The following is a 26,757-nucleotide window of genomic DNA, read 5'->3' as shown; positions in this document are numbered from 1 at the left end:
AACTAATGGCTATTAATAAATAAAGAATAAATAAAGCAGTATTAGTTATGATGAACAATTTTCCTATCGTTTAATCTAACCGTAAAGAGGTTTAGATGTCTAGATGTATTGACGTCTATTGTGCTAGCGGATATTCTTCCCTGATTCAATTTATGACAGACAGTGGTAGCTGATATGACACGCAAACCGGCAACAATAGCAGTTCGCAATGGGCTGAATAATGATGAACAGTATGGCTGTGTTGTTCCACCTATTTATCTTTCCAGTACATATAATTTTACAGATTTTAATCAGCCAAGGACGCATGATTATTCCCGCAGGAGTAATCCAGGCCGTGATATGGTGCAACGGGCGTTAGCTGAGTTGGAAGGGGGAGCGGGTGCTATCATGACCAGCAGCGGAATGTCAGCCATTCACCTGTTATGTACGGTTTTCCTTAAGCCCGGCGATCTGTTGGTTGCTCCTCATGACTGTTATGGCGGTAGCTACCGCTTGTTTGATAGCCTGAGTCAACGCGGTGCTTATGATGTGGCTTTTGTCGATCAGAGTGATGAACAGGCATTAAAACTAGTATTGTCCAAAAAACCAAAGTTGGTCTTGATTGAAACGCCCAGTAATCCTTTATTACGTATTGTCGATATTGCCCATATATGCCAGCTTTCCCATGAGGTAGGTGCGACAGTTGTTGTTGATAACACGTTCCTGAGCCCGGTATTACAGAAACCTCTGGAGTTGGGGGCAGATCTGGTTGTGCATTCCTGTACTAAATATCTTAACGGACATTCTGATGTGATTGCTGGAGCCATTATTGCAAAGGATGAAGAGGTTGCAACGGAACTTGCTTGGTGGGCGAATAATATTGGTGTAACCGGCGCCGCGTTTGATAGTTACTTGTTATTGCGTGGCATGCGGACTTTATCGCCACGGGTCTTGTTACAGCAAAAGAATGCATTGGAGATTGTCGATTATCTTCAACATCAACCGTTAGTGAAAAAACTTTTTTATCCAGCTTTGAAGGATCATCCAGGGCATGAAATTGCTTGTAAACAGCAATTTGGTTTTGGCGCAATGATAAGCTTTGAGTTAGACGGTAATGAACAGGCGATACGCCGTTTCCTGTCTGAGTTAAAGTTATTTACTTTGGCGGAATCATTGGGCGGGGTGGAAACCTTAATTTCCCATACGGCTACCATGACTCACGCTGGAATGTCAGCACAGGCGAGGGTGGAAGCGGGGATTACGGATTCACTATTGCGTGTTTCTGTGGGTATTGAAGATAGTCAGGATTTAATCGCTGATTTAGAAAATGCATTTCAGGCAGTAGTAAAGGAGTGACCATGAGTGCACTGGCAGTTGCAACGGCGGAAAATGGCCGCCAATTACATAAGTTTGGTGGAAGCAGTCTCGCGGATGTGAAATGTTATCAACGGGTAGCCAAGATTATGGCTAATTACAGCCAACCCGGTGATTTAATGGTGGTATCCGCAGCAGGCAGCACGACTAATCAGTTAATTAATTGGCTTAAACTTAGCCAGAACGACCGTATTTCTGCCCACCAGGTACAGCAGGTTCTGCGCCGTTATCAGCAGGATCTGATTAGAGGTTTATTACCTGAAACTGTTGCTGAAGAGTTGGTGAAGCGTTTTATTGCCGATCTTGAAAAGTTAAGCGCATTACTGGATAAACCAGTTAGTGATGTGACTTATGCAGAAGTGGTGGGACACGGAGAGATCTGGTCCGCACGTTTGATGTCAGCCGTGCTTGAAGACCAGGGTATTCCTAGCGCTTGGGTGGATGCTCGCCAGTTTTTACGCGCAGAGCGAGCGGCTCAACCACAAATCGACGTTACCCTTTCCCAGCCGTTGTTAAATCAGTTGTTAACTCAAAATCTAAATAAGCGACTGGTCGTGACCGGTTTTATCTCCAGTAATCATGATGGAGAAACGGTTTTATTGGGGCGGAATGGCAGTGACTATTCTGCAACTCAAGTCGGGGCTTTGGCAGGGGCGAGACGGGTAACAATCTGGAGTGATGTTGCTGGTGTGTACAGTGCTGATCCGAGAAAAGTTAAAGATGCCTGTTTGTTGCCGCTATTGCGTTTGGATGAAGCCAGCGAGCTTGCCCGTCTTGCCGCGCCTGTGCTGCATACCCGTACCTTACAGCCTGTTTCCATCAGTGATATTGATTTGCTATTACGTTGCAGCTACCAGCCGGAACAAGGCTCAACGCGTATTGAAAGAGTTTTAGCTTCTGGAACTGGCGCAAAAATTGTTACTAGCCATGATGATGTTTGCCTAATTGAGTTGCACGTGGCTGCTCATCATGATTTTAAACAGATATACAAAGACATTGATCTGTTGTTAAAACGGGAACAAATTCGTCCATTGGCAACAGGTATCCATCCAGACTGTAATTTGATTCAGCTTTGTTACACTTCGGAAGTGGTGAATAGTGCGCTGGGTGTGCTGGAAGATGCTGCGCTTCCGGGGAGACTTTCCCTAAGAGAAGGTCTGGCGTTGGTGGCGCTGGTTGGGGCCGGTGTATGCAAGAATCCATTACATTGCCACCGTTTTTATCAGCAACTTAAAGATCAGCCGGTAGAATTTATCTGGCACGCGGAGGATGGCATTAGCCTTGTCGCGGTGCTGCGGACCAATCAGATTGAACATGTGATTCAGGGGCTGCATCAGAGTTTGTTCCGTGCTGAAAAGCGGATTGGTCTGATTTTGTTTGGTAAGGGTAATATTGGCTCCCGTTGGTTGGAGTTATTCGCTCGTGAGCAGAAAAATATTTCGGCTCGCAGTGATTTTGAATTTATTCTAGCCGGTGTGGTGGATAGTCGCCGGAGCTTACTGGACTATCAAGGAATTGATGCTAGCCGAGCATTAGCTTTTTTTGACGATGAAGCGACAGAATATGATGTTGATGCATTATTTCTGTGGATGCGAGCGCACCCTTATGACGATCTGGTGATCTTGGATGTGACCGCTAGTGAAGAACTAGCTCGATGTTACAGAGATTTCGCCAGCTATGGTTTCCATGTTATCAGCGCCAATAAAATTGCAGGTGCTTCCAGTAGTAGCGACTATCGCCTTATTCGCGACGCATTTGCCAAAACGGGTCGTCATTGGTTTTACAATGCGACAGTTGGCGCGGGCTTACCGATCAACCATACAGTGAGAGATTTACGGGAGAGTGGCGATACCATTTTGTCCATTAGCGGCATTTTCTCCGGTACATTATCTTGGCTATTTCTGCAATTTGATGGTTCAGTACCATTCAGTGATTTAGTCGAACAGGCGTGGCAACAGGGATTGACAGAACCTGATCCGCGTATTGATCTGTCTGGTCAGGATGTGATGCGCAAATTGATTATCCTTGCCCGTGAAGCAGGGTATGAGATTGAGCCAGAGCAGGTGCGTGTTGAGTCACTAGTTCCGAAAGAAGCAGCATCAGGTTCTATTGAACAGTTCTTTGATAATAGCGGTGCGATCAATGAACAAATGGTGCAACGATTAGCCGCAGCGCAGGAAATGGGCATGGTGCTGCGCTATGTTGCTCGTTTTAATGCGAATGGTAAGGCAAAAGTGGGTGTTGAGGCGGTGCGTCCTGATCACCCATTGGCTTCCTTGCTACCGTGTGACAACGTGTTTGCGATTGAGAGCCGTTGGTACCGCGATAATCCGTTAGTGATACGTGGGCCGGGGGCGGGTCGTGATGTGACCGCCGGAGCGATTCAGTCGGATCTTAACCGTTTGTCACAACGGCTTTAAGTTTTATAACCTTCCTTGATTGATCAAATGTGATTTCCTTCGCTTGATACTTGAGGTAGTGAGAGGGTGGATGTCCTGAACAGGGCATCTTTCCTCATTGCTGCTTTAGGCATCGATCTGTAAGCCGATATAAACAAAGTTAAAGATTGCTTGATGAATTTTTTTCCGATTCAGGGTGAATATTCCTCACCGATTTAACTCAACTTTGTTGTTGACTAAAAAATGCCGATCCTTCATCTTATTTAGACGTCTAAACGTATAGGTGTTTAGAAGTGTAAACAAGAATAACTGGCAAATTATTGAGATGGGAAATTATTCCGCTTGTTAACGAGGTGCAGGGTATGAGTTTTTTTCACGCAAATCAGCGAGAGGCGCTGAATCAGAATCTGGCTGAACTGGAAGGACAGATCCGTGTTTCATTTGAATTCTTTCCACCGCGTACAACCGAGATGGAAAAAACCCTGTGGAAATCCATTAATCGCCTGAGCACCCTCAAGCCTAAATTTGTTTCCGTAACTTATGGTGCTAACTCTGGCGAGCGTGATCGTACCCATAGCATAATCAAGGGAATAAAAGAGAAAACTGGCCTTGAAGCAGCTCCGCACCTTACCTGTATTGATGCTAGCCGTGATGAGTTATGCGAAATTGCCCGTGATTATTGGAAGAATGGTATTCGCCATATTGTGGCTTTACGGGGTGATTTACCGGAAAACGGTGAAAAACCCAAAATGTATGGGTCTGATCTGGTTGAATTACTTAAGAAAGAAGCTGATTTTGATATTTCCGTTGCTGCTTACCCTGAAGTTCATCCAGAAGCAAAAAGTTCTCAGGCTGATCTGATTAGCCTGAAACGAAAAATTGATGCGGGTGCGAACCGGGCTATTACCCAATTCTTCTTTGATGTGGAAAGTTACCTGCGTTTTCGTGACCGCTGTGTGGCTGCGGGGATTGATGTAGAAATCGTACCGGGAATTTTGCCGGTATCCAATTTCCGTCAGCTTAAACGTTTTGCTGTAATGACCAATGTGCGTATTCCTAGCTGGATGACCAGAATGTTTGATGGGTTGGATGATGATCCTGAAAGCGCTAATTTAGTTGGTGCTTCTATTGCAATGGATATGGTGAAGATTTTAAGCCGCGAAGGTGTGAAGGATTTTCATTTTTATACCTTGAACCGCGCGGAACTGAGTTATGCAATTTGTCATACTTTGGGTGTTCGTCCTTAATCATTGGCTCTTACTAAGGAAATTCCTTGGTAAGAGCGTGTTTTTTTATCTATTGCATTCTTACAAAGTATAAATTTTTATTTTCCATCTGGATAATTGAGGTTAATTTATTTTTGATATTTTATAAAGTTGAATAAATGGAAGAATTAGGATGGTAATTAATAAAATTTTGTTATTAATTAACTCATTAAAAATAAACTATAGTAAATGACGACGCTGGTTATAACGTCTTTATAATATATTTCACATGATTATCACTTTTTCAGTCTCTTTATTGGAAATAAAATTAACTAATTGTAGTCGTCAAACTTATCAGCTCGTATAAAATCCTGCATCTTGGTAAATATCAATGATTACCATATCATTTTTAACACTCCAACGTAAAAAAATATGTTTGTGGCTTTCCCTTCTGGGCTGATAAATATATTTCCCATGCCTGATATCATTATGTGGCATTTTTTCGTATTCACTATTTCATACCAACCAAATTAGAGGATGAATCAGCCCTATGGGTGTTTTCAGGCGATATTATTTCAATAATATTCGTCCGTGTTTTTGATCCCTAACCTGTTAATACTGCACATTTGCAGTTGGTCTCTGTTTACCTGCTGCAATAACATTATCAATGAGAGATAATTATGCAAAACTCATTATCAAGCACTATCGATACTATTTGTCAGAAACTGCAATTAACTTGTCCGGCGGAAATTGCTTTGTATCCCTTTGATACTTTCCGGGAAAAAACTCGGGGAATGGTTAATTGGGGGGAAGCAAAACGGATTTATGAAACTGCACAAACGGAACAGGATAGAAACCTACTTCATGAAAAACGTATTTTTGCCTATGCCAATCCGCTGCTGAAAAACGCTGTTCGGTTGGGTACCCGGCAAATGTTGGGTTTTATACAAGGTTATAGTGATCTGCTTGGTAATCGTGCTGATAACTATGCCGCGCCAGGCTCGGTTGCATCGATGTTCTCACCGGCGGCTTATTTGACGGAATTGTACCGTGAAGCTAAAAACTTGCATGACAGCAGCTCAATTTATTATCTGGATAAACGTCGCCCGGATTTAGCAAGCTTAATGCTCAGCCAGAAAAATATGGATGAGGAAATTTCAACGCTGGCTCTCTCTAATGAATTGTGCCTTGCCGGGATAGAAACAAAAACAGGAAAATCACAAGATGAAGTGATGGATATGTTGTCAACTTATCGCTTAAGTGGGGAGACTCCTTATCATCACGCTTATGAAACTGTTCGTGAAATCGTTCATGAACGTGATCCGGGATTTCGTCATTTATCACAGGCACCCATTGTCGCTGCGAAGCTCGATCCTGTGACTTTGTTGGGTATTAGCTCCCATATTTCGCCAGAACTGTATAACTTGCTGATTGAGGAGATCCCGGAAAAAGATGAAGCCGCGCTTGATACGCTTTATAAAACAAACTTTGGCGATATTACTACTGCTCAGTTAATGTCCCCAAGTTATCTGGCCCGGTATTATGGCGTCTCACCGGAAGATATTGCCTACGTGACGACTTCATTATCACATGTTGGATATAGCAGTGATATTCTGGTTATTCCGTTGGTCGATGGTGCGGGTAAGATGGAAGTAGTTCGTGTTACCCGAACACCATCGGATAATTATACCAGTCAGACGAATTATATTGAGCTGTATCCACAGGGTGGTGACAATTATTTGATCAAATACAATCTAAGCAATAGTTTTGGTTTGGATGATTTTTATCTGCAATATAAAGATGGTTCCGCTGATTGGGCTGAGATTGCCCATAATCCCTATCCTGATATGGTCATAAATCAGAAGTATGAATCACAGGCGACAATTAAACGTAGTGACTCTGACAATATACTCAGTATAGGGTTACAAAGATGGCATAGCGGTAGTTATAATTTTGCCGCCGCCAATTTTAAAATTGACCAATACTCCCCGAAAGCTTTCCTGCTTAAAATGAATAAGGCTATTCGGTTGCTCAAAGCTACCGGCCTCTCTTTTGCTACGTTGGAGCGTATTGTTGATAGTGTTAATAGCACCAAATCCATCACGGTTGAGGTATTAAACAAGGTTTATCGGGTAAAATTCTATATTGATCGTTATGGCATCAGTGAAGAGACAGCCGCTATTTTGGCTAATATTAATATCTCTCAGCAAGCTGTTGGCAATCAGCTTAGCCAGTTTGAGCAACTATTTAATCACCCGCCGCTCAATGGTATTCGCTATGAAATCAGTGAGGACAACTCCAAACATCTTCCTAATCCTGATCTGAACCTTAAACCAGACAGTACCGGTGATGATCAACGCAAGGCGGTTTTAAAACGCGCGTTTCAGGTTAACGCCAGTGAGTTGTATCAGATGTTATTGATCACTGATCGTAAAGAAGACGGTGTTATCAAAAATAACTTAGAGAATTTGTCTGATCTGTATTTGGTTAGTTTGCTGGCCCAGATTCATAACCTGACTATTGCTGAATTGAACATTTTGTTGGTGATTTGTGGCTATGGCGACACCAACATTTATCAGATTACCGACGATAACTTAGCTAAAATAGTAGAAACATTGTTGTGGATCACTCAATGGTTGAAGACCCAAAAATGGACAGTTACCGACCTGTTTCTGATGACCACGGCCACTTACAGCACCACTTTAACGCCAGAAATTAGCAATCTGACGGCTACGTTGTCTTCAACTTTGCATGGTAAAGAGAGTCTGATTGGGGAAGATCTGAAAAGAGCAATGGCGCCTTGCTTTACTTCGGCTTTGCATTTGACTTCTCAAGAAGTTGCGTATGACCTGCTGTTGTGGATAGACCAGATTCAACCGGCACAAATAACTGTTGATGGGTTTTGGAAAGAAGTGCAAACAACACCAACCAGCTTGAAGGTGATTACCTTTGCTCAGGTGCTGGCACAATTGAGCCTGATCTATCGTCGTATTGGGTTAAGTGAAACGGAACTGTCACTGATCGTGACTCAATCTTCTCTGCTAGTGGCAGGCAAAAGCATACTGGATCACGGTCTGTTAACCCTGATGGCCTTGGAAGGTTTTCATACCTGGGTTAATGGTTTGGGGCAACATGCCTCCTTGATATTGGCGGCGTTGAAAGACGGAGCCTTGACAGTTACCGATGTAGCACAAGCTATGAATAAGGAGGAATCTCTCCTACAAATGGCAGCTAATCAGGTGGAGCAGGATCTAACAAAACTGACCAGTTGGACACAGATTGACGCTATTCTGCAATGGTTACAGATGTCTTCGGCCTTGGCGGTTTCTCCACTGGATCTGGCAGGGATGATGGCCCTGAAATATGGGATAGATCATAACTATGCTGCCTGGCAAGCTGCGGCGGCTGCGCTGATGGCTGATCATGCTAATCAGGCACAGAAAAAACTGGATGAGACGTTCAGTAAGGCATTATGTAACTATTATATTAATGCTGTTGTCGATAGTGCTGCTGGAGTACGTGATCGTAACGGTTTATATACCTATTTGCTGATTGATAATCAGGTTTCTGCCGATGTGATCACTTCACGTATTGCAGAAGCTATCGCCGGTATTCAACTGTACGTTAACCGGGCTTTAAACCGGGATGAAGGTCAGCTTGCATCGGACGTTAGTACTAGCCAATTCTTCACTGACTGGGAGCGCTACAATAAACGTTACAGCACTTGGGCTGGTGTCTCTGAACTGGTCTATTATCCAGAAAACTATGTTGATCCCACTCAGCGCATTGGGCAGACCAAAATGATGGATGCGCTGTTGCAATCCATCAACCAGAGCCAGCTAAATGCGGATACGGTGGAAGATGCTTTCAAAACTTATTTGACCAGCTTTGAGCAGGTAGCAAATCTGAAAGTAATTAGTGCTTACCACGATAATGTGAATGTGGATCAAGGATTAACTTATTTTATCGGTATCGACCAAGCAGCTCCGGGTACGTATTACTGGCGTAGTGTTGATCACAGCAAATGTGAAAATGGCAAGTTTGCCGCTAATGCTTGGGGTGAGTGGAATAAAATTACCTGTGCTGTCAATCCTTGGAAAAATATCATCCGTCCGGTTGTTTATATGTCCCGCTTATATCTGCTATGGCTGGAGCAGCAATCAAAGAAAAGTGATGATGGTAAAACCACGATTTATCAATATAACTTAAAACTGGCTCATATTCGTTACGACGGTAGTTGGAATACACCATTTACTTTTGATGTGACAGAAAAGGTAAAAAATTACACGTCGAGTACTGATGCTGCTGAATCTTTAGGGTTGTATTGTACTGGTTATCAAGGGGAAGACACTCTATTAGTTATGTTCTATTCGATGCAGAGTAGTTATAGCTCCTATACCGATAATAATGCGCCGGTCACTGGGCTATATATTTTCGCTGATATGTCATCAGACAATATGACGAATGCGCAAGCAACTAATTATTGGAATAACAGCTATCCGCAATTTGATACTGTGATGGTAGATTCGGATAGCGACAATAAAAAAGTCATAACCAGGAGAGTTAATAACCGTTATGCGGAGGATTATGAAATTCCTTCCTCTGTGACAAGTAACAGTAATTATTCTTGGGGTGATCACAGTTTAACCATGCTTTATGGTGGTAGTGTTCCTAATATTACTTTTGAATCGGCGGCAGAAGATTTAAGGCTATCTACCAATATGGCATTGAGTATTATTCATAATGGATATGCGGGAACCCGCCGTATACAATGTAATCTTATGAAACAATACGCTTCATTAGGTGATAAATTTATAATTTATGATTCATCATTTGATGATGCAAACCGTTTTAATCTGGTGCCATTGTTTAAATTCGGAAAAGACGAGAACTCAGATGATAGTATTTGTATATATAATGAAAACCCTTCCTCTGAAGATAAGAAGTGGTATTTTTCTTCGAAAGATGACAATAAAACAGCGGATTATAATGGTGGAACTCAATGTATAGATGCTGGAACCAGTAACAAAGATTTTTATTATAATCTCCAGGAGATTGAAGTAATTAGTGTTACTGGTGGGTATTGGTCGAGTTATAAAATATCCAACCCGATTAATATCAATACGGGCATTGATAGTGATAAAGTAAAAATCACCATAAAAGCGGGTGGTGACGATCAAATCTTTACTGCTGATAATAGTACCTATGTTCCTCAGCAACCGGCACCCAGTTTTGAGGAGATGATTTATCAGTTCAATAACCTGACAATAGATTGTAAGAATTTAAATTTCATCGACAATCAGGCACATATTGAGATTGATTTCACCGCTACGGCACAAGATGGCCGATTCTTGGGTTCAGAAACTTTTATTATCCCGGTAACTAAAAAAGTTCTCGGTACTGAGAACGTGATTGCGTTATATAGCGAAAATAACGGTGTTCAATATATGCAAATTGGTGCATATCGTACCCGTTTGAATACGTTATTCGCTCAACAGTTGGTTAGCCGTGCTAATCGTGGCATTGATGCAGTGCTCAGTATGGAAACTCAGAATATTCAGGAACCGCAATTAGGAGCGGGCACATATGTGCAGCTTGTGCTGGATAAATATGATGAGTCTATTCATGGCACTAATAAAAGCTTTGCTATTGAATATACTGATATATTTAAAGATGGCGATAATTTTGTTATTTATCAAGGGGAATTGAGTGAAACCAGCCAAACTGTTGTGAAAGTTTTTCTCCCCTATTTTATAGAGGCGTATGGAAATAAAAATCATTTATGGGTACGTGCAAAATACCAAAAGGAAACGACTGATAAGATCTTGTTCGACCGTACTGATGAGAAAGATCCGCACGGTTGGTTTCTCAGCGACGATCATAAGACCTTTAGTGGTCTCTCTTCCGCACAGGCATTAAAGAACGACAGTGAACCGATGGATTTCTCTGGCGCCAATGCTCTCTATTTCTGGGAACTGTTCTATTACACGCCGATGATGATGGCTCATCGTTTGTTGCAGGAACAGAATTTTGATGCGGCGAACCATTGGTTCCGTTATGTCTGGAGTCCATCCGGTTATATCGTTGATGGTAAAATTGCTATCTACCACTGGAACGTGCGACCGCTGGAAGAAGACACCAGTTGGAATGCACAACAACTGGACTCCACCGATCCAGATGCTGTAGCCCAAGATGATCCGATGCACTACAAGGTGGCTACCTTTATGGCGACGTTGGATCTGCTAATGGCCCGTGGTGATGCTGCTTACCGCCAGTTAGAGCGTGATACGTTGGCTGAAGCTAAAATGTGGTATACACAGGCGCTTAATCTGTTGGGTGATGAGCCACAAGTGATGCTGAGTACGACTTGGGCTAATCCAACATTGGGTAATGCTGCTTCAAAAACCACACAGCAGGTTCGTCAGCAAGTGCTTACCCAGTTGCGTCTCAATAGCAGGGTAAAAACCCTGTTGCTAGGAACAGCCAATTCCCTGACCGCTTTATTCCTGCCGCAGGAAAATAGCAAGCTCAAAGGCTACTGGCGGACACTGGCGCAGCGTATGTTTAATTTACGTCATAATCTGTCGATTGACGGCCAGCCGCTCTCCTTGCCGCTGTATGCTAAACCGGCTGATCCAAAAGCTTTACTGAGTGCGGCGGTTTCAGCTTCTCAAGGGGGAGCCGACTTGCCGAAGGCGCCGCTGACTATTCACCGCTTCCCTCAAATGCTAGAAGGGGCACGGGGCTTGGTTAACCAGCTTATACAGTTCGGTAGTTCACTATTGGGGTACAGTGAGCGTCAGGATGCGGAAGCTATGAGTCAACTACTGCAAACCCAAGCCAGCGAGTTAATACTGACCAGTATTCGTATGCAGGATAACCAATTGGCAGAGCTGGATTCGGAAAAAACCGCCTTGCAAGTCTCTTTAGCTGGAGTGCAACAACGGTTTGACAGCTATAGCCAACTGTATGAGGAGAACATCAACGCAGGTGAGCAGCGAGCGCTGGCGTTACGCTCAGAATCTGCTATTGAGTCTCAGGGAGCGCAGATTTCCCGTATGGCAGGCGCGGGTGTTGATATGGCGCCAAATATCTTCGGCCTGGCTGATGGCGGCATGCATTATGGTGCTATTGCCTATGCCATCGCTGACGGTATTGAGTTGAGTGCTTCTGCCAAGATGGTTGATGCGGAGAAAGTTGCTCAGTCGGAAATATATCGCCGTCGCCGTCAAGAATGGAAAATTCAGCGTGACAACGCACAAGCGGAGATTAACCAGTTAAACGCGCAACTGGAATCACTGTCTATTCGCCGTGAAGCCGCTGAAATGCAAAAAGAGTACCTGAAAACCCAGCAAGCTCAGGCGCAGGCACAACTTACTTTCTTAAGAAGCAAATTCAGTAATCAAGCGTTATATAGTTGGTTACGAGGGCGTTTGTCAGGTATTTATTTCCAGTTCTATGACTTGGCCGTATCACGTTGCCTGATGGCAGAGCAATCCTATCAATGGGAAGCTAATGATAATGCCATTAGCTTTGTCAAACCGGGTGCATGGCAAGGAACTTACGCCGGCTTATTGTGTGGAGAAGCTTTGATACAAAATCTGGCACAAATGGAAGAGGCATATCTGAAATGGGAATCTCGCGCTTTGGAAGTAGAACGCACGGTTTCATTGGCAGTGGTTTATGATTCACTGGAAGGTAATGATCGTTTTAATTTAGCGGAACAAATACCTGCATTATTGGATAAGGGGGAGGGAACAGCAGGAACTAAAGAAAATGGGTTATCATTGGCTAATGCTATCCTGTCAGCTTCGGTCAAATTGTCCGACTTGAAACTGGGAACGGATTATCCAGACAGTATCGTTGGTAGCAACAAGGTTCGTCGTATTAAGCAAATCAGTGTTTCGCTACCTGCATTGGTTGGGCCTTATCAGGATGTTCAGGCTATGCTCAGCTATGGTGGCAGTACTCAATTGCCGAAAGGTTGTTCAGCGTTGGCTGTGTCTCATGGTACCAATGATAGTGGTCAGTTCCAGTTGGATTTCAATGACGGCAAATACCTGCCATTTGAAGGTATTGCTCTTGATGATCAGGGTACACTGAATCTTCAATTTCCGAATGCTACCGACAAGCAGAAAGCAATATTGCAAACTATGAGCGATATTATTTTGCATATTCGTTATACCATCCGTTAATTAATTTCGCGATTATATAATACAGGCTCTCTTTTGGGGGAGCCTGATAGAAGCAATTTATGAGATATTTATAGAAGATAATTTTTTAAATTAACTTGAGGTTTTTATATTATTTAAGTTTAATCTATCTGTTTTCTGTTTTCTGTTTTCTGTTTTCTGTTTTCTGTTTTCTGTTTTCTGTTTTCTGTTTTCTGTTTTCTGTTTTCTGTTTTCTGTTTTCTGTTTTCTGTTTTCTGTTTTCTGTTTTCTGTTTTCTGTTTTCTTATTTTCTTAAAGGCGTGTAATGTAAAAAGGTGAGATCTCTTGTGATGATTCTGATTGGCCTGGAATGGGTCTTTTAGGACCTTAGCTTAAGGTTTGGTATAAATTGATAATTTCGATATCGTACCTGAAATGATCATTATTAATGATTAAACTAAAAAGAAGTTTTAGATTTTACGTACATGTATTCCTGTCTTGTGCCTGATTATAAATTAAAGGTTGTTTATGAAGAGTGTTGCGAAAAATAACTATTTTGTATAATATCCATTGGGTAGAGATAATTATGCTTATTTATATGATATTGTTTAAGTTACTTAGTTTGATTAATTTAATGAGTAATTGAGAGTATTTAAATGTGGAATAACTATTAATTATTGTATAAATGTGAGGAGAGTTGTAAGGCGATTTGGCGTGAAAATCTTTATATCTATTTTTCTGGAGACGTTTTCTCAATTTCAGAATAATATATGGTTATTATTACTTTTATGTCATAATTCAGGGAGGGAATTATTAAAAGCTGGGGTGGTTTTACTTTTAATGGTCAAGAATATAGACTTAATCATCTTGATGAATTCGAATTCACTTACATTCAAGAAAAAGAGTGTATTAAGCCGGAGAAGAGCTATAAATTTATTGTTGAATTTGGTCTACACTGTTTTACCCTGAAGCCTAATAAGCGCAAGGGTGAAACCCTTTCTAATTATCCCAGAGATCTCTATTACTTAGATTTTCTAGAAACACGTGTTTTTTGTTTTAAACGATACGTTATGTCTTTCTGCCTTCCAAATATAGTAAAAACGATAAACTCAAGAACTTGTTACAAGACAGGGAAAGGGAATTTTTTTACTATTGAATTCACTAATGACAATAGGGAAATTGTAGACTATGAAATCTATTTCAAAGTGTCACGAGAAAGCCGAGGGAAATTGCGATTATTTGTAGAAAGTGCCTACGTCAGAGATAGTGATCACGGTACGATTCAGCCACAGAAGAAAAAAATAAATTTCTTTGTTATTGCCCACAATATTCAGGTTAGAAAACTTATAAAGTAAAAAACCTCACAATAATGAGAGGTTTTTTACTTTATAACTAAGAAAATTAACTGGGAACTCTTTATAACCGCTCTTGGGTTGGTAACCATTGGTTGGATGAGACGCCTAGCTTCCGCTATCCCGTTCATACGCCTTTTAAAGTATATAGTTAACACTGTATACGCCCTATATTCTACACATATATTGTAAAATATTCTTGTCCATTTCGTGCTAAATAGCTATATGGATATCGACTCAATGCAGATATGGATTTTTATTTTTTCTGGCAATATAGTTTGTGTTGGGTACGTTCTTAGTAGTTTGGATCAAGAAATTCTCTTCAAACACGTTTCACCTTGCGTACAGCATTTATTGCGTTTTGTAAAGCAGCATTGGGAGCGAAAGCGTCATTCAAAGCGGTTGTGAATGCCTGAAAATCCTGGACTGTCATTGTTATGCGAGAGTCTCTATCTAATAGCTCACGTGCTTTCTCTTTAGCTGCTGTGCGCACGAATGCAGCCATTGTTGTGCCCATTAAAGCTGCGGCGTGAGAAATAACTTCCCTTTCATCTGTGTCCATCTTTAAATCAAATCGAGTGATAGCAGTCATTACTATTCCTCTTTAAGTACGGTAAATTAACGTATACGGTATTTTGCTGCATAAAAATTGAGTAAACAAGTTTTAATATTGAGTTTGTATCCCCACACTACATTGTCATTGTTAGATTATCTCGGTTTAATAAGTAAAGTCCGCCATAAGCCTTCGTCCAGTATGAACTGTTGTGGTTCAATAATCCTAGACACCTATCCCCGGATAATCCTTCTCCTCTGACATCTAAAACAGATAAAAATCGGGTCACTTTTTTACATAAGCAGGACAGGAAAAATACTAAGATGCCCTTAATTAATTCAATTTATGTTGGAAAAGGTTATGCCAATTTCATCCATCAGCGGTCATGTGCCACTTAGCCAAACGCAAGCTCCTCAGCACACCGTATCTTCTCCCCTACTCGAACAGGGCAACCGCTTGTTTGAACAGTCTGTCCGACGTGGCTCGCTGCATTTCCAGAGCTCGGATCTCAAGCACTTGATCGCCGAATTGCGCCAATTGCAGAGTGCTCCCAACAGCGCGCAAGCCCAACGGGTGCAAGATGCCATCCAGCACTGGGAGAACCACCATCCTAAAGAGGTAGCTGCCCGTAGCACCTGCCTTGCTGAGCTTAAACAAGCTCTGACAGAACAGGGCGCTATGGTGCGCACTTTTCAGCCAAAGGTAATGGCAACCGGCCCCCAAGCTATGTTGCAGCAGGCTATGCCAGCTTTACAGAAGATGGGAACTTACGCATGCACTGATGCCGGCACTTTCGTCAGCAAGCAGAATCCTCATTATCAGCAAATCATGGAGAGATTGAAGTCATTCAATGACAACCCGGATCGTCTGAGGGGTAACAACCAAGCCAACATGATGTCCAACATGGCGGCTATCGCCGCTAAACAAGGCAACGCCAGTCTTAACCAACTGCAATCTATCGCCGCCCGTGTCGCCCAAGCCCAAGCGGGTTGCTGCACCACTTTAGCTTATTCTGCGGCAGCCGAACTGGTGAAGCACAATCAAGGTGACCAGCAGCGCATTGAGGTAGTCGCTCATCGTGGCTCTAAGGGGCATACCCAGACCCATTGCTTCGTGGTGGTCGGGCGCGATCCCAGCAGTGAACTCAGCAAACCCGAAACTTGGGGTAAGCAAGCACATGTCATCGATCCTTGGGCTGCTACCATAGGTGGTAGATTGCAAGGTACGCCGAGTAATCCTCCGATCGCTAACCTGTGGCCGCCGACTGAATCTGTGTTTGACAACCATAAAGAGTAACCATGTTCAATTCCTTATTATCAGAACTGTGCCGACGCCTTGGGCAGGCCGAAGAATCTCTACATTCGGAGGGACTCGATCTGCTGCTCGGCCCTTTTAGTTTGCATATCCGCCAACGCGATGAGTTGGTAACTTTGTTTATTCCGTTAGGTGATGTCGAACCTTGTTCGTTGGCTACACTGGCCGATTGGCCATCATTGCAACTGAGCCGTAGCGGTGAGGGTGAGACTCTGCTCTGGAGCCGTGAATGGTTGGAGAGGCTGGATGCTGAGTTGTTGGTCAACTTGGTCGAGCGGATGTTACAGCAAGCCAGGAACCTTACAGCTACGGCCCCTATCACTGAAAGCCAAGAATGGCCGACATTCAGTATTCAAGGGAGTTCGTGGCACAAAGTTTAGGCGAAAAACTTTAAGAGATTAATCAGGTGTGTTATTGCAAGCCACGAGCGATATTATTTTGTGCATTCGTTATACCACTCGCTGACTAGTAATGTTATTACTGGGTACAGGTTTTCCTACGGGGGAGCCTGACGGAAATAATTTGTGAGAAATTCACCGAGGTAAACTTTTAAATTAATTTTATATAATTTCCTAATTACGAAGTTAAACCATCGGCGTCGATACCTGTGCGTAAGAATGAACAAGGGCGGTTTCCCGCCCCTCTTAATAGACTCTTAAATGGATTTCAGCAGGTCAAAGAATGCTGATCTGCGTTGACATGGTATTTCGAGGCCAATTAGCAGAAGTGTTCTGGTAGCTGAAGATACCATTTTGGTAGCCATCGAGGCTGTATTCTTTCAGGAAGCCAACCACAATTTGGCCCGCAGCACATGGCCAATTGTATTGCCCGTTTGTAATGCACACTGGTGTAGAAGAGTACAGCGAGTATGGCAGTGTACCGCCGTTCATCCAAGCAAAGGAATTATATCCATAGCCAATTTCCAGAACGGCGGCGCGGAGCTGATATCCTCCGTGATTGCAGTTCGTCACCGGTAAGTTGGAAGTGTATTCCCATCCGCAATTCGTTGAGCCAACGGCATAGACCCACATATTGGTTAGCGGAGGCGCGGCAACGTAAGCTACCTCAGACTTAGTGTTGAGTTCCTTCTCTTCAGCTCGGATTGGGCTCTCAGGATTAGGCAGTAGCTGAGATTGCGCTGCCAGGGCGTTTTGAGCAGTAGAGACCTCCTTCGGTTGCTCTGTTTGGGCATAGGCATTAATGCCAAACAAGGAAGCAAGAGATAACAGCATAGCAAGTTTATTTTTCTTCATTATTGAATTCTCTTAGAAATGGAAAAATCCAATTTTAGGGAAGTGAGCGAAAATCACATTATTAAATTTTATTTATGTAATGATCGAAATTTTTGCGGAGGTGATTGTTTGCTTGCTTAGTCTCACTACGGAACAAAGGTGGATAAATGATAAGGAATATTTCTTCAATTACCTTTCACCTGGTGAGAACTAACCTCTTTTTGTTGTCTATTGAGCACATTTTGTACTGGCGTGTTTGGGGAAAATGCCAGTATTGTGCTCAATAATATCACTACAATCGCGCTGAGATTGTCTCCTCCTGACAGCGACTAACCTGTATTTCGCATTCCCGCTGCGATACCGGCAATGGTTACCATCAACGCTTGTTCAACCTGAGGATCGGGATGCTGCTGTTGACGGGAACGCAGTAATAGTTCTGCCTGTAAGACGTTTAATGGATCAGTGTAAACATTACGTAGGGCGATTGATTCTGCAATCCACGGTAGATCTGCCATCAGGTGTTCATCTTTAGAAATGGTTAATACCGTCTTAATATCTGCGGAAAGTTGTTCGCGCAGTTTCTGGCCTAACGGCCATAAGTTCTTATCTACCAGACGATGATCATAATACTCCGCTAGCCACAAGTCGGCTTTAGCGAAGACCATTTCCAACATACCAATGCGAGTGGTAAAGAAAGGCCAGTCATGGCACATTTCTGCTAGTACATCCTGCTTCCCATCATTGACAACTTTTTGTAGCGCAGCACCTGCACCTAACCAAGCTGGCAACATTAGGCGATTCTGTGTCCAGGCGAAAATCCACGGGATAGCGCGTAAACTTTCCACGCCACCCGCCGGATGACGTTTGGCTGGGCGAGAACCTAAAGGCAGTCTAGCTAATTCCTGTTCTGGCGTTGCAGCGCGGAAATAAGGCACAAAATCGGGCTGTTCACGCACATAATCACGATACATCTTGCAGGAAACATCAGATAGGGTATCCATCACCTGATGCCATTCCAGTTTAGGCTCCGGTGGTGGTAGTAGGTTTGCTTCCAGAATTGCACTGGCATATAAGGCTAAGCTACTGATAGTGACCTGTGGCAGACCGAATTTAAAGCGGATCATTTCACCCTGTTCAGTTACACGTAGGCCACCTTTTAAGCTTCCCGGTGGTTGGGAAAGCAGTGCTGCATGTGCTGGCGCACCGCCACGACCAATGGTACCTCCGCGACCGTGGAACAAAGTCAGCGTAACGCCTTCTTTTTCACAAACTTTAATCAAGGCATCCTGTGCTCGGTATTGCGCCCATGCCGCAGCCATCACTCCGGCATCTTTCGCTGAATCAGAATAACCAATCATCACCATCTGTTTGTCCTGAATCAGAGCGCGATACCATTTAATATTCATTAATTGCTGAATGACATTTTCGGCATTATTCAGGTCATCAAGGGTTTCGAATAGCGGTGCAACGGGTAAGGTGAACGGACAACCAGCTTCTTTCAGTAGTAAGTGAACTGCTAATACATCAGAAGGTACTTTTGCCATTGAGATAACGTAAGCGGCGATAGCGTCTTGCGGTGACTTTGCAATGACTTTACAGGTTGCGAAAACTTCTTGCGTTTCTGTGCTTGGTTGTCAGTTATGTGGGATCAATGGACGTTTTGAGTGTAGTTCATGCAGTAGGAAAGCCTGTTTTTCTTCTTCTGACCAACTGGCGTAGTTACCTAATTCCAGATATTGCGTTAATTCAGAAATGGCGGTTGTATGGCGGGTACTTTCTTGGCGCACATCAATGCGTACCAGCGACAGGCCAAAGCAGCGGATACGGCGCAAGATATCTAATAGCTGACCATTGGCAATGATTTCCATTCCGCAGGTTTTTAGTGACTGATAACAGGCGTAAAGTGGTTGCCAAAGTTGTTCATTATCCACCAGCAGATCAGTTGGTGGCAGAACTTGCTCTCCTTTCAGTTGTTTCTCCAAATAAGTCAATGTATTGCTGAGTTGTGCCCGCAATTTTTTAGCAATTTCTCGGTAAGGTTCCAGAATTTCATCACCACCTGCTAGCTTACGAACTTCGGGTGTACATTCAGACATGGATAGTTCAGAAACCAGAACCTGAATATCTTTCAGGAATAGATCGGCTGCTTTCCAGCGGCTAAGCAGTAATACATGATGAGTCACTTCAGCCGTTACATTTGGATTACCGTCACGGTCGCCGCCCATCCAGGAAGTAAAGCGGATGGGTACCGCTTCAACTGGCAGGCTATAATCAATTGACTCTTCCAGTTGTTCATTAAATTCGCGCAGGAATGCCGGTACACCCTCCCACAAGCTGTTTTCCACCATAGCGAAGCCCCACTTAGCTTCATCAATTGGAGTTGGCCGAATTTTACGGATTTCATCGGTATGCCATGACTGGGCAACTAATTGACGCAGACGACGCATAATGTTGTTACGCTCATAATCTGCCAGATCATCGTGATCGAGTTGCGATAGACAAGTGTTAACTGCCACCAGCTTGTGAATTAATGTACGACGCGCGATTTCAGTAGGGTGAGCTGTGAGGACTAGTTCAATAGACAGCTCATTGACCGCTTTTTTCAGATCGTCGTTATTGAAATTTTTTTCTTTTAACTGGGTGAATAATTTCGCTAACGCAACGGGATTACTGGCGGCTTCACCATGTGGGGAGATGCTGTGATACTGTTCTGCAACGTTTGTTAGGTTGAGAAATTGGTTGAAAGCGCGGGCAACTGGCAATAGTTCATCATTAGATAGGTTTTGCAAGGTAGATAATAGTTGCTGGCGATCTATTTCGTTGCCTGCGCGGGATGATTTGGATAATTTGCGAATAGTCTCGACTTTATCGAGAATATCTTCTCCTAATGCTTCTTTGATTGTGTCTCCGAGCAGCTTACCTAGCATGCTGACATTACTACGCATTGCGGAATATTGTTGGTTCATATGACTCTTGGCCTTTATTGCTGGCAGAATGTTGGTTCTGTTCCTGTAGAAAAATTTTATTTAAGTGACGGAAAGTTGTTTTTTGTGTCGCCACAGTGTTGCATTTACCCTAAACCTTCATATTCATATCAGAAAATCATCAGTTTTGGCGAAATTTCTAAAATTTAATGGCAGGTCACGTTCCATAAGTATTACTTATGCGCAGGAGGCTTGGGGAAGGGGCTTTTGTTGCTAGTTATGATGCTTGAGTCCCCCTGACTTTTGGGGGACGAGTAAAACGATTAATTATTGCTTAGACAAAAATGATCTATTAACTGAGAAATTATCTTTCTGGTAGGTTCAATAAACGACATATCAATAAACTCATCCGGCTGATGTGCTTGTGCAATAGAACCTGGGCCAAGTACCAATGTGGGACATAATTCCTGAATGAATGGTGCTTCGGTACAGTAGTTGACCGTTTCAGCCTTGCGGCCTAGCAGTTTCTCTATCACATCAATCATTTTGTGATCGGTTGGGCATGCATAACCGGGAATCGGGGGATGTAATTCGTTGATAGTCAGACGGCCAGGCCAACGCTGCTTCACTGGTTCAAGGGCTTCATTTAACAGGTCGTTCAGATCCTGTAACGTTAGTCCCGGTAACGGGCGAATATCCATATGCAATTCACAATGGGCACAAATACGGTTTACTGCATCACCTCCGTGAATATAGCCGAAATTCATGGTTGGATATGGAATGGCAAATGCCGGGTTGTTGTAACGCTCTTTTAGCGTATTGCGTAGTTCAATCAAGTGCCCAATAGATTCGTGCATCAAATCAATGGCGTTTATACCACGGTCTGGATCACTGGAATGCCCGGATTGACCAACAATGCGAATAGCGTTCGATAAATGTCCTTTATGTGCGCAGATAGGATGCAATGAGGTCGGTTCACCGATAATAGCGAAATCTGGTCGAATAGTGGTACTTGCGGCGAAATAGCGGGCTCCTGCCATTGTTGTCTCTTCATCTGCGGTTGCCAGAATGTACAGCGGACGGGTTATTTTACTGACATCAATGTCTCGCAACGCATCAATAATAAAGGCGAAAAAGCCTTTCATGTCTGCTGTACCTAAACCATACAGTTTGTTATCTCGTTCTGTCAGGGTGAAGGGATCTTTAGCCCAAAGTCCTTCATCAAAGGGGACAGTATCAGTGTGTCCACATAGGAGTAATCCACCTAGGCCACTCCCCAGCGTCGCCAGCAGATTGTATTTTCCGGGGGCCTCGGGGACGGGTTGTATCTCAATCTCGAAACCAATTTCCTTTAACCAACTTGCCAGTAGGTTGATGAGAGGTTCATTGCTCTGGTCAATACTGACATCGGTGGCACTGATAGAAGGAGTCGCGATTAGTTGCCGAAATAACTCAATAAATGGAGGTAATTTTATATTCACTGTTGACAGCCTTTATTCATGATAGTATCAATATTCATGCATTTTTTTTGAATAAAAATACATTATCCCGTTTACATACTGAGCACAAGGTAAAGATATCCTATGTTGAATACGCTGGTTGTTGGTGCAAGTGGTTACACCGGAGCAGAACTGGCAGCATATCTGCATCGCCACCCGCATATAAATCTGATTGGACTAATGGTTTCTGCTCAGAGCGTTGATGCAGATAAATGTTTCTCAGATTTACATCCACAGTATAAAGGCATTGTTGATCTGCCGCTGCAACCGCTGACTGATATTATTAATGTTGCTAAAGGGATTGATGTGGTTTTCCTTGCCACCGCCCATGAAGTCAGTCATGACATTGCGCCGTTATTTCTGGCGGCAGGTTGCATTGTGTTCGATCTCTCCGGTGCCTATCGCATACAAAATGCTCAGATTTATCAACAATACTACGGATTCAAACATAAGCATACTGAATGGTTAGCACAAGCAGTATATGGGCTTGCCGAATGGCAGGCTGAAAAGATCAAACAGGCTCAATTGGTTGCTGTACCGGGATGTTATCCAACAGTTTCTCAACTCTCTTTGAAGCCACTGTTGGAAAATAGTTTGCTAGATATCAGCCATTGGCCAGTGATTAATGCTACCAGTGGCGTGAGTGGCGCAGGTCGGAAAGCCAGTATGACTAACAGCTTCTGCGAAATCAGTTTGCAACCTTATGGAATATTTACTCACCGTCATCAACCGGAGATTGAGGAACATCTGGGAACTAAGGTGATTTTTACTCCGCATCTTGGCAATTTCGTGCGAGGTATTCTTGCCACAATTACCTGTAAATTGAAGTCAGGTGTTACCGCAGAACAGATAAATGAAGCTTATCAGCAAGCATACAAGGATAAGCCATTGGTGCGGCTCTACAACAAAGGGGTACCGGCACTGAAATCCGTTGTTGGGCTACCGTTCTGTGATATCGGTTTTGTTGTACAGGATGATCACCTGATTGTTGTGGGTACTGAGGATAATCTTTTGAAAGGTGCGGCAGCTCAGGCAGTTCAGTGTATGAATATACGTTTTGGGTTTGAAGAAACTCAGGCATTACTTTAATGATTGACATGAAGGAGTAAAGCAGATGGAACCTTTAGTCATAAAATTAGGTGGCGTGTTACTGGACAGTGAAGAAGCATTGGAACGCGTGTTTACTGCATTGCAGGAATATCGACAAACGCATGAACGCCAGTTGGTTATTGTTCATGGTGGTGGCTGTCTGGTGGATGAGTTGATGCAGAAATTGCAGCTACCGATAGAGAAGAAACAAGGATTGCGGGTAACACCCGCTGATCAAATTGGGATGATTACGGGAGCGTTAGCGGGTATAGCCAATAAGACCTTGTTATCGTGGGCGACTAAATATCAACTTGCATCAGTTGGATTATATTTAGGAGATGGTAATGTGGTCAGGGTTTCCCAACTGAATGAAGAGTTGGGGCATGTGGGGAAAGCGATGCCGGGCGATGCTAAGTTGCTGAAAACGCTACTGGATGCAGGTTATATACCCATTATTAGTTCCATTGGTGTAACTGATAAAGGGGAATTGATGAATGTGAATGCCGATCAGGCAGCAACGGCGATAGCTCAGACGCTAGGTGCTGATTTGGTATTACTCTCTGATGTTAGCGGTATTTTGGATGGTAAAGGGCAGAAGATCCCTGACATTAATGCTGAGAAGGCGGAACAACTTATTGTGCAGGGCATCATTACTGACGGCATGATTGTGAAGGTGAATGCAGCTCTAGATGCCGCTAGGACATTAGGTCGCCCGGTAGATATCGCTAGTTGGCGTCATGCAGATCAACTGACCGACCTGTTTAACGGTGTTCCCGTCGGTACTCGTATTCTGGCTTAAATTAAGTTTGATTAATTTTCGGCAAAGCTTTGCTGATGAATAACAACGGAATTTTAAAGGGTAACTTCATGCATACTAAAGATATTAAAAAGATCGTTCTTGCTTATTCTGGTGGTCTGGATACTTCTGCCATTATTCCTTGGCTGAAAGAGCATTATGATAATTGTGAAGTTGTTGCGTTTGTCGCCGATGTGGGACAAAGCCGTGAAGATCTGGAGGGCGTGGAGCAGAAAGCTTTGCGCTCTGGCGCATCAGAATGTCATGTTGTGGATTTGCGTGAGGAGTTCATTAAAGATTATGTTTATCCGGTACTGAAAACTGGCGCTCTGTATGAGGGTAGCTATTTGTTGGGCACTTCAATGGCACGACCAATTATTGCTAAAGCACAGGTTGAATTGGCATTGAAAGTGGGGGCGGATGCACTTGCTCATGGCGCAACAGGTAAGGGGAACGATCAGGTGCGGTTTGAAAGCACTTATACGGCATTAGCCCCTCAGCTAAAAGTCGTCGCGCCGTGGAGAGAGTGGGATTTGCGTTCCCGTGAGGCGTTGTTGGATTATCTGAAAGCGCGAGATATTCCAACCACTGCAACATTAGAGAAAATTTACAGCCGTGATGAGAATGCGTGGCATATCTCTACCGAAGGTGGAGTACTGGAAAGTACCTGGAATGCATCCAATAAAGATTGTTGGGTGTGGACAGTCGCTCCAGAAGAGGCGCCAGATGAAGCCGAATTGGTTAGTGTCACCATTGAGAAAGGCGAGGTTGTTGGGGTTAACGGCAAGGTGATGTCTCCATATCAATGTCTTGAAATGTTGAATGCTCTGGGAGCAAAACATGGTATTGGTCGGATTGATATCGTGGAAAACCGGCTGGTGGGAATGAAATCTCGTGGCTGTTATGAAACACCGGGAGGAACCATTATGATGGCCGCGTTGCGTGGTGTTGAACAACTGGTTCTGGATCGCGATAGCTTTAAATGGCGTCAGCAGCTTGGACTGGAGATGTCCTATGTTGTTTATGACGGACGTTGGTTTGCCCCACTACGTCACTCTATTCAGGCAGCCGCTGAGACGTTGGCTGAGGATGTTCGTGGTGAAGTGGTGCTGAAACTCTATAAAGGTCAGGTGACGGCGATCCAGAAGAGATCAACAAATAGTCTCTATTCTGAAGCATTTGCAACATTTGGTGAAGATGAGGTTTATGATCACAGTCATGCAGCAGGATTTATCCGTCTGTATTCTCTCCCTTCGCGTATTCGGGCATTAAATAGTAAAGAGTAATTTCATTGTTCGTAGTTATGGAGATAATGACCAGATCGTAAATTCATCCTTGTATTTGATTTCTCTAGTCTATTATCTCCATATTGAAAATAAAATTGCTGTTTATAAAAGGTCATCAATCACTCAGACATCAGATAATCAGGAACGAAAATATGGCACTCTGGGGCGGGCGTTTCAGTCAGAAAGCAGATCAACGGTTCAAACAATTTAACGATTCACTTCGCTTTGATTACCGGTTGGCGGAACAGGATATTACCGGTTCAGTTGCATGGTCGAAAGCGCTGGTAACGGTTGGTGTGTTGACCGTTGAGGAGCAACGAAAACTGGAGTTGGCATTAAATGAATTGCTGAATGAAGTTCAAGCTAATCCACAAACCATCTTGCAAAGTGATGCAGAAGATATCCATAGTTGGGTAGAAGGGCAATTGATCAGTAAAGTTGGTGATTTGGGTAAGAAGCTCCATACTGGCCGTAGTCGTAACGATCAGGTGGCAACCGATCTCAAACTTTGGTGTAAAGAATACATTTCACATCTCTATCAGGCAATTGTGGAGTTACAGCAGGCATTGGTGATTACCGCGGAGAATAATCAAGATGCGGTGATGCCGGGCTATACCCATCTGCAAAGAGCGCAGCCTATCACATTTGCTCACTGGTGTTTGGCATATGTAGAAATGCTGGTTCGTGATGAAAGTCGGTTACAGGATACTTTAAAGCGGCTGAATACCAGCCCGCTTGGGTGCGGTGCATTGGCTGGAACCGCTTATGATATTGACCGCGAACAATTGGCATCATGGCTAGGTTTTGCTTCAGCGACGCGTAACAGCCTGGATAGTGTTTCAGATCGTGACCATGTATTGGAACTGCTATCTAATGCCGGTATCAGTATGATCCATCTTTCCCGTTTTGCGGAAGACCTCATTTTCTTTAATAGCGGTGAAGCAGGATTTATTGAACTGTCAGATCGAGTCACTTCCGGTTCTTCCCTGATGCCACAGAAGAAAAACCCGGATGCGCTGGAGTTAATCCGTGGGAAATGTGGCCGGGTGCAAGGGGCATTGACCGGCATGATGATGACGTTGAAAGGTCTGCCGTTGGCCTATAATAAAGATATGCAGGAGGATAAAGAGGGGTTATTTGATGCGCTGGACACTTGGCTGGATTGTTTGCATATGGCAGCGTTGGTGTTAGATGGCATTCAGGTCAGGCGTTCACGTTGTGCAGAAGCAGCTAAACAGGGTTATGCTAATGCGACCGAATTAGCTGATTATTTGGTTGCAAAAGGTGTTCCATTCCGTGAAGCTCACCATATTGTTGGGGAAATTGTGATTATGGCGCTTGCTCAGGGTAAGGCACTGGAAGCGTTGTCATTGGCAGAGTTGCAGAAGTTCAGCAGTGCAATTACTGATGATGTATATGATATTTTGTCTCTGCAATCTTGTCTGGACAAACGACTTGCAAAGGGTGGCGTATCGCAAAAACAGGTCATGAAAGCGATTTCAGAGGCTAAACAGAGGCTAAAATTAAGTTAGTCATTATCAGCAGGGGAGATGAATCTATCCCCTGTAAAATAAATGCGATCTTTATATATAAGTTTTTAAT

The 26,757-nt window shown here is 43.5% G+C and carries 13 protein-coding genes and 1 pseudogene; 10 read left to right on the top strand and 4 right to left on the bottom strand.

Features of this window, described 5'->3' with window-relative positions; translation table 11 throughout:
• The first annotated feature begins 174 nt into the window (after window positions 1–174).
• From metB to tcbA, 4 genes are all read left to right on the top strand, one after another.
• Window positions 175–1,335 (top strand): cystathionine gamma-synthase, encoded by a 1,161-nt coding sequence (gene metB / locus B0X70_RS23955; RefSeq protein WP_105395911.1) that lies wholly within the window; start codon window positions 175–177, stop codon window positions 1,333–1,335.
• Between the two features lie 2 nt (window positions 1,336–1,337).
• Window positions 1,338–3,773, top strand: a complete 2,436-nt coding sequence (locus tag B0X70_RS23950) for a bifunctional aspartate kinase/homoserine dehydrogenase II (RefSeq protein WP_217470527.1) — start codon at window positions 1,338–1,340, stop codon at window positions 3,771–3,773.
• Between the two features lie 341 nt (window positions 3,774–4,114).
• The gene (metF, locus tag B0X70_RS23945) at window positions 4,115–4,999 is read left to right on the top strand and encodes a methylenetetrahydrofolate reductase (RefSeq protein ID WP_036780106.1); all 885 of its coding nucleotides are present in this window, start codon (window positions 4,115–4,117) and stop codon (window positions 4,997–4,999) included.
• A gap of 638 nt (window positions 5,000–5,637) precedes the next feature.
• Window positions 5,638–13,152, top strand: a complete 7,515-nt coding sequence (gene tcbA / locus B0X70_RS23940; RefSeq protein ID WP_217470526.1) for an insecticidal toxin complex protein TcbA — start codon at window positions 5,638–5,640, stop codon at window positions 13,150–13,152.
• 1,632 nt (window positions 13,153–14,784) lie between these two features.
• Here tcbA and B0X70_RS23935 read toward each other — a convergent pair.
• Window positions 14,785–15,054 carry a type II toxin-antitoxin system TacA family antitoxin gene (locus B0X70_RS23935; protein ID WP_217470525.1) on the bottom strand — a complete coding sequence of 90 codons (270 nt, stop codon included), beginning with the start codon at window positions 15,052–15,054 and terminating at the stop codon, window positions 14,785–14,787.
• A 321-nt stretch (window positions 15,055–15,375) separates the two neighbouring features.
• On the opposite strand from B0X70_RS23935, the gene B0X70_RS23930 reads away from it, so the two are divergent.
• Together B0X70_RS23930 and B0X70_RS23925 are read left to right on the top strand one after the other, a co-directional pair.
• On the top strand, window positions 15,376–16,311 hold the full coding sequence (locus B0X70_RS23930; protein ID WP_246593377.1) for a hypothetical protein: 936 nt from the start codon (window positions 15,376–15,378) through the stop codon (window positions 16,309–16,311).
• A gap of 2 nt (window positions 16,312–16,313) precedes the next feature.
• Window positions 16,314–16,709 (top strand): type III secretion system chaperone, encoded by a 396-nt coding sequence (locus B0X70_RS23925; protein WP_036782552.1) that lies wholly within the window; start codon window positions 16,314–16,316, stop codon window positions 16,707–16,709.
• Window positions 16,710–17,003: 294 nt separating this feature from the next.
• On the opposite strand, the gene B0X70_RS23920 is transcribed toward B0X70_RS23925, so the two are convergent.
• From B0X70_RS23920 to argE, 3 genes and pseudogenes are all read right to left on the bottom strand, one after another.
• The gene (locus B0X70_RS23920) at window positions 17,004–17,582 is read right to left on the bottom strand and encodes a YolA family protein (protein ID WP_036814526.1); all 579 of its coding nucleotides are present in this window, start codon (window positions 17,580–17,582) and stop codon (window positions 17,004–17,006) included.
• 308 nt (window positions 17,583–17,890) lie between these two features.
• A pseudogene (gene ppc / locus B0X70_RS23915) lies at window positions 17,891–20,527 on the bottom strand (phosphoenolpyruvate carboxylase).
• Between the two features lie 281 nt (window positions 20,528–20,808).
• Complete coding sequence (argE, locus tag B0X70_RS23910) at window positions 20,809–21,966, bottom strand: acetylornithine deacetylase (RefSeq protein ID WP_217470523.1); 1,158 nt, start codon at window positions 21,964–21,966, stop codon at window positions 20,809–20,811.
• Window positions 21,967–22,068: 102 nt separating this feature from the next.
• Between argE and argC the strand changes: the two genes are divergently transcribed.
• From argC to argH, 4 genes are all read left to right on the top strand, one after another.
• Window positions 22,069–23,073 carry an N-acetyl-gamma-glutamyl-phosphate reductase gene (argC, locus tag B0X70_RS23905; protein ID WP_217470522.1) on the top strand — a complete coding sequence of 335 codons (1,005 nt, stop codon included), beginning with the start codon at window positions 22,069–22,071 and terminating at the stop codon, window positions 23,071–23,073.
• 25 nt (window positions 23,074–23,098) lie between these two features.
• Window positions 23,099–23,872, top strand: coding sequence for an acetylglutamate kinase (argB, locus tag B0X70_RS23900; protein ID WP_036782567.1), 774 nt, complete (start codon window positions 23,099–23,101; stop codon window positions 23,870–23,872).
• A 68-nt stretch (window positions 23,873–23,940) separates the two neighbouring features.
• A complete protein-coding gene (locus B0X70_RS23895; protein WP_036782569.1) occupies window positions 23,941–25,155 on the top strand; it encodes an argininosuccinate synthase in 1,215 nt (404 codons plus the stop codon).
• 152 nt (window positions 25,156–25,307) lie between these two features.
• Entirely contained in the window at window positions 25,308–26,687 is a 1,380-nt protein-coding gene (gene argH / locus B0X70_RS23890) for an argininosuccinate lyase (RefSeq protein WP_036814518.1), read from the top strand.
• Window positions 26,688–26,757: the final 70 nt, after the last annotated feature.

The sequence above is a fragment of the Photorhabdus akhurstii genome, assembly GCF_019090985.1.
GTDB classification, from domain to species: domain Bacteria; phylum Pseudomonadota; class Gammaproteobacteria; order Enterobacterales; family Enterobacteriaceae; genus Photorhabdus; species Photorhabdus akhurstii.
Note: the sequence above shows the minus strand (reverse complement) of the source record. Positions and strands in the feature narration are given on the sequence as shown.

Coding starts and splice junctions, on each gene's coding strand:
- metB (WP_105395911.1), top strand. CDS start 175: ATGACACGCAAACCGGCAACAATAGCAGTTCGCAATGGGCTGAATAAT.
- B0X70_RS23950 (WP_217470527.1), top strand. CDS start 1,338: ATGAGTGCACTGGCAGTTGCAACGGCGGAAAATGGCCGCCAATTACAT.
- metF (WP_036780106.1), top strand. CDS start 4,115: ATGAGTTTTTTTCACGCAAATCAGCGAGAGGCGCTGAATCAGAATCTG.
- tcbA (WP_217470526.1), top strand. CDS start 5,638: ATGCAAAACTCATTATCAAGCACTATCGATACTATTTGTCAGAAACTG.
- B0X70_RS23935 (WP_217470525.1), bottom strand. CDS start 15,054: ATGACTGCTATCACTCGATTTGATTTAAAGATGGACACAGATGAAAGG.
- B0X70_RS23930 (WP_246593377.1), top strand. CDS start 15,376: ATGCCAATTTCATCCATCAGCGGTCATGTGCCACTTAGCCAAACGCAA.
- B0X70_RS23925 (WP_036782552.1), top strand. CDS start 16,314: ATGTTCAATTCCTTATTATCAGAACTGTGCCGACGCCTTGGGCAGGCC.
- B0X70_RS23920 (WP_036814526.1), bottom strand. CDS start 17,582: ATGAAGAAAAATAAACTTGCTATGCTGTTATCTCTTGCTTCCTTGTTT.
- argC (WP_217470522.1), top strand. CDS start 22,069: ATGTTGAATACGCTGGTTGTTGGTGCAAGTGGTTACACCGGAGCAGAA.
- argB (WP_036782567.1), top strand. CDS start 23,099: ATGGAACCTTTAGTCATAAAATTAGGTGGCGTGTTACTGGACAGTGAA.
- B0X70_RS23895 (WP_036782569.1), top strand. CDS start 23,941: ATGCATACTAAAGATATTAAAAAGATCGTTCTTGCTTATTCTGGTGGT.
- argH (WP_036814518.1), top strand. CDS start 25,308: ATGGCACTCTGGGGCGGGCGTTTCAGTCAGAAAGCAGATCAACGGTTC.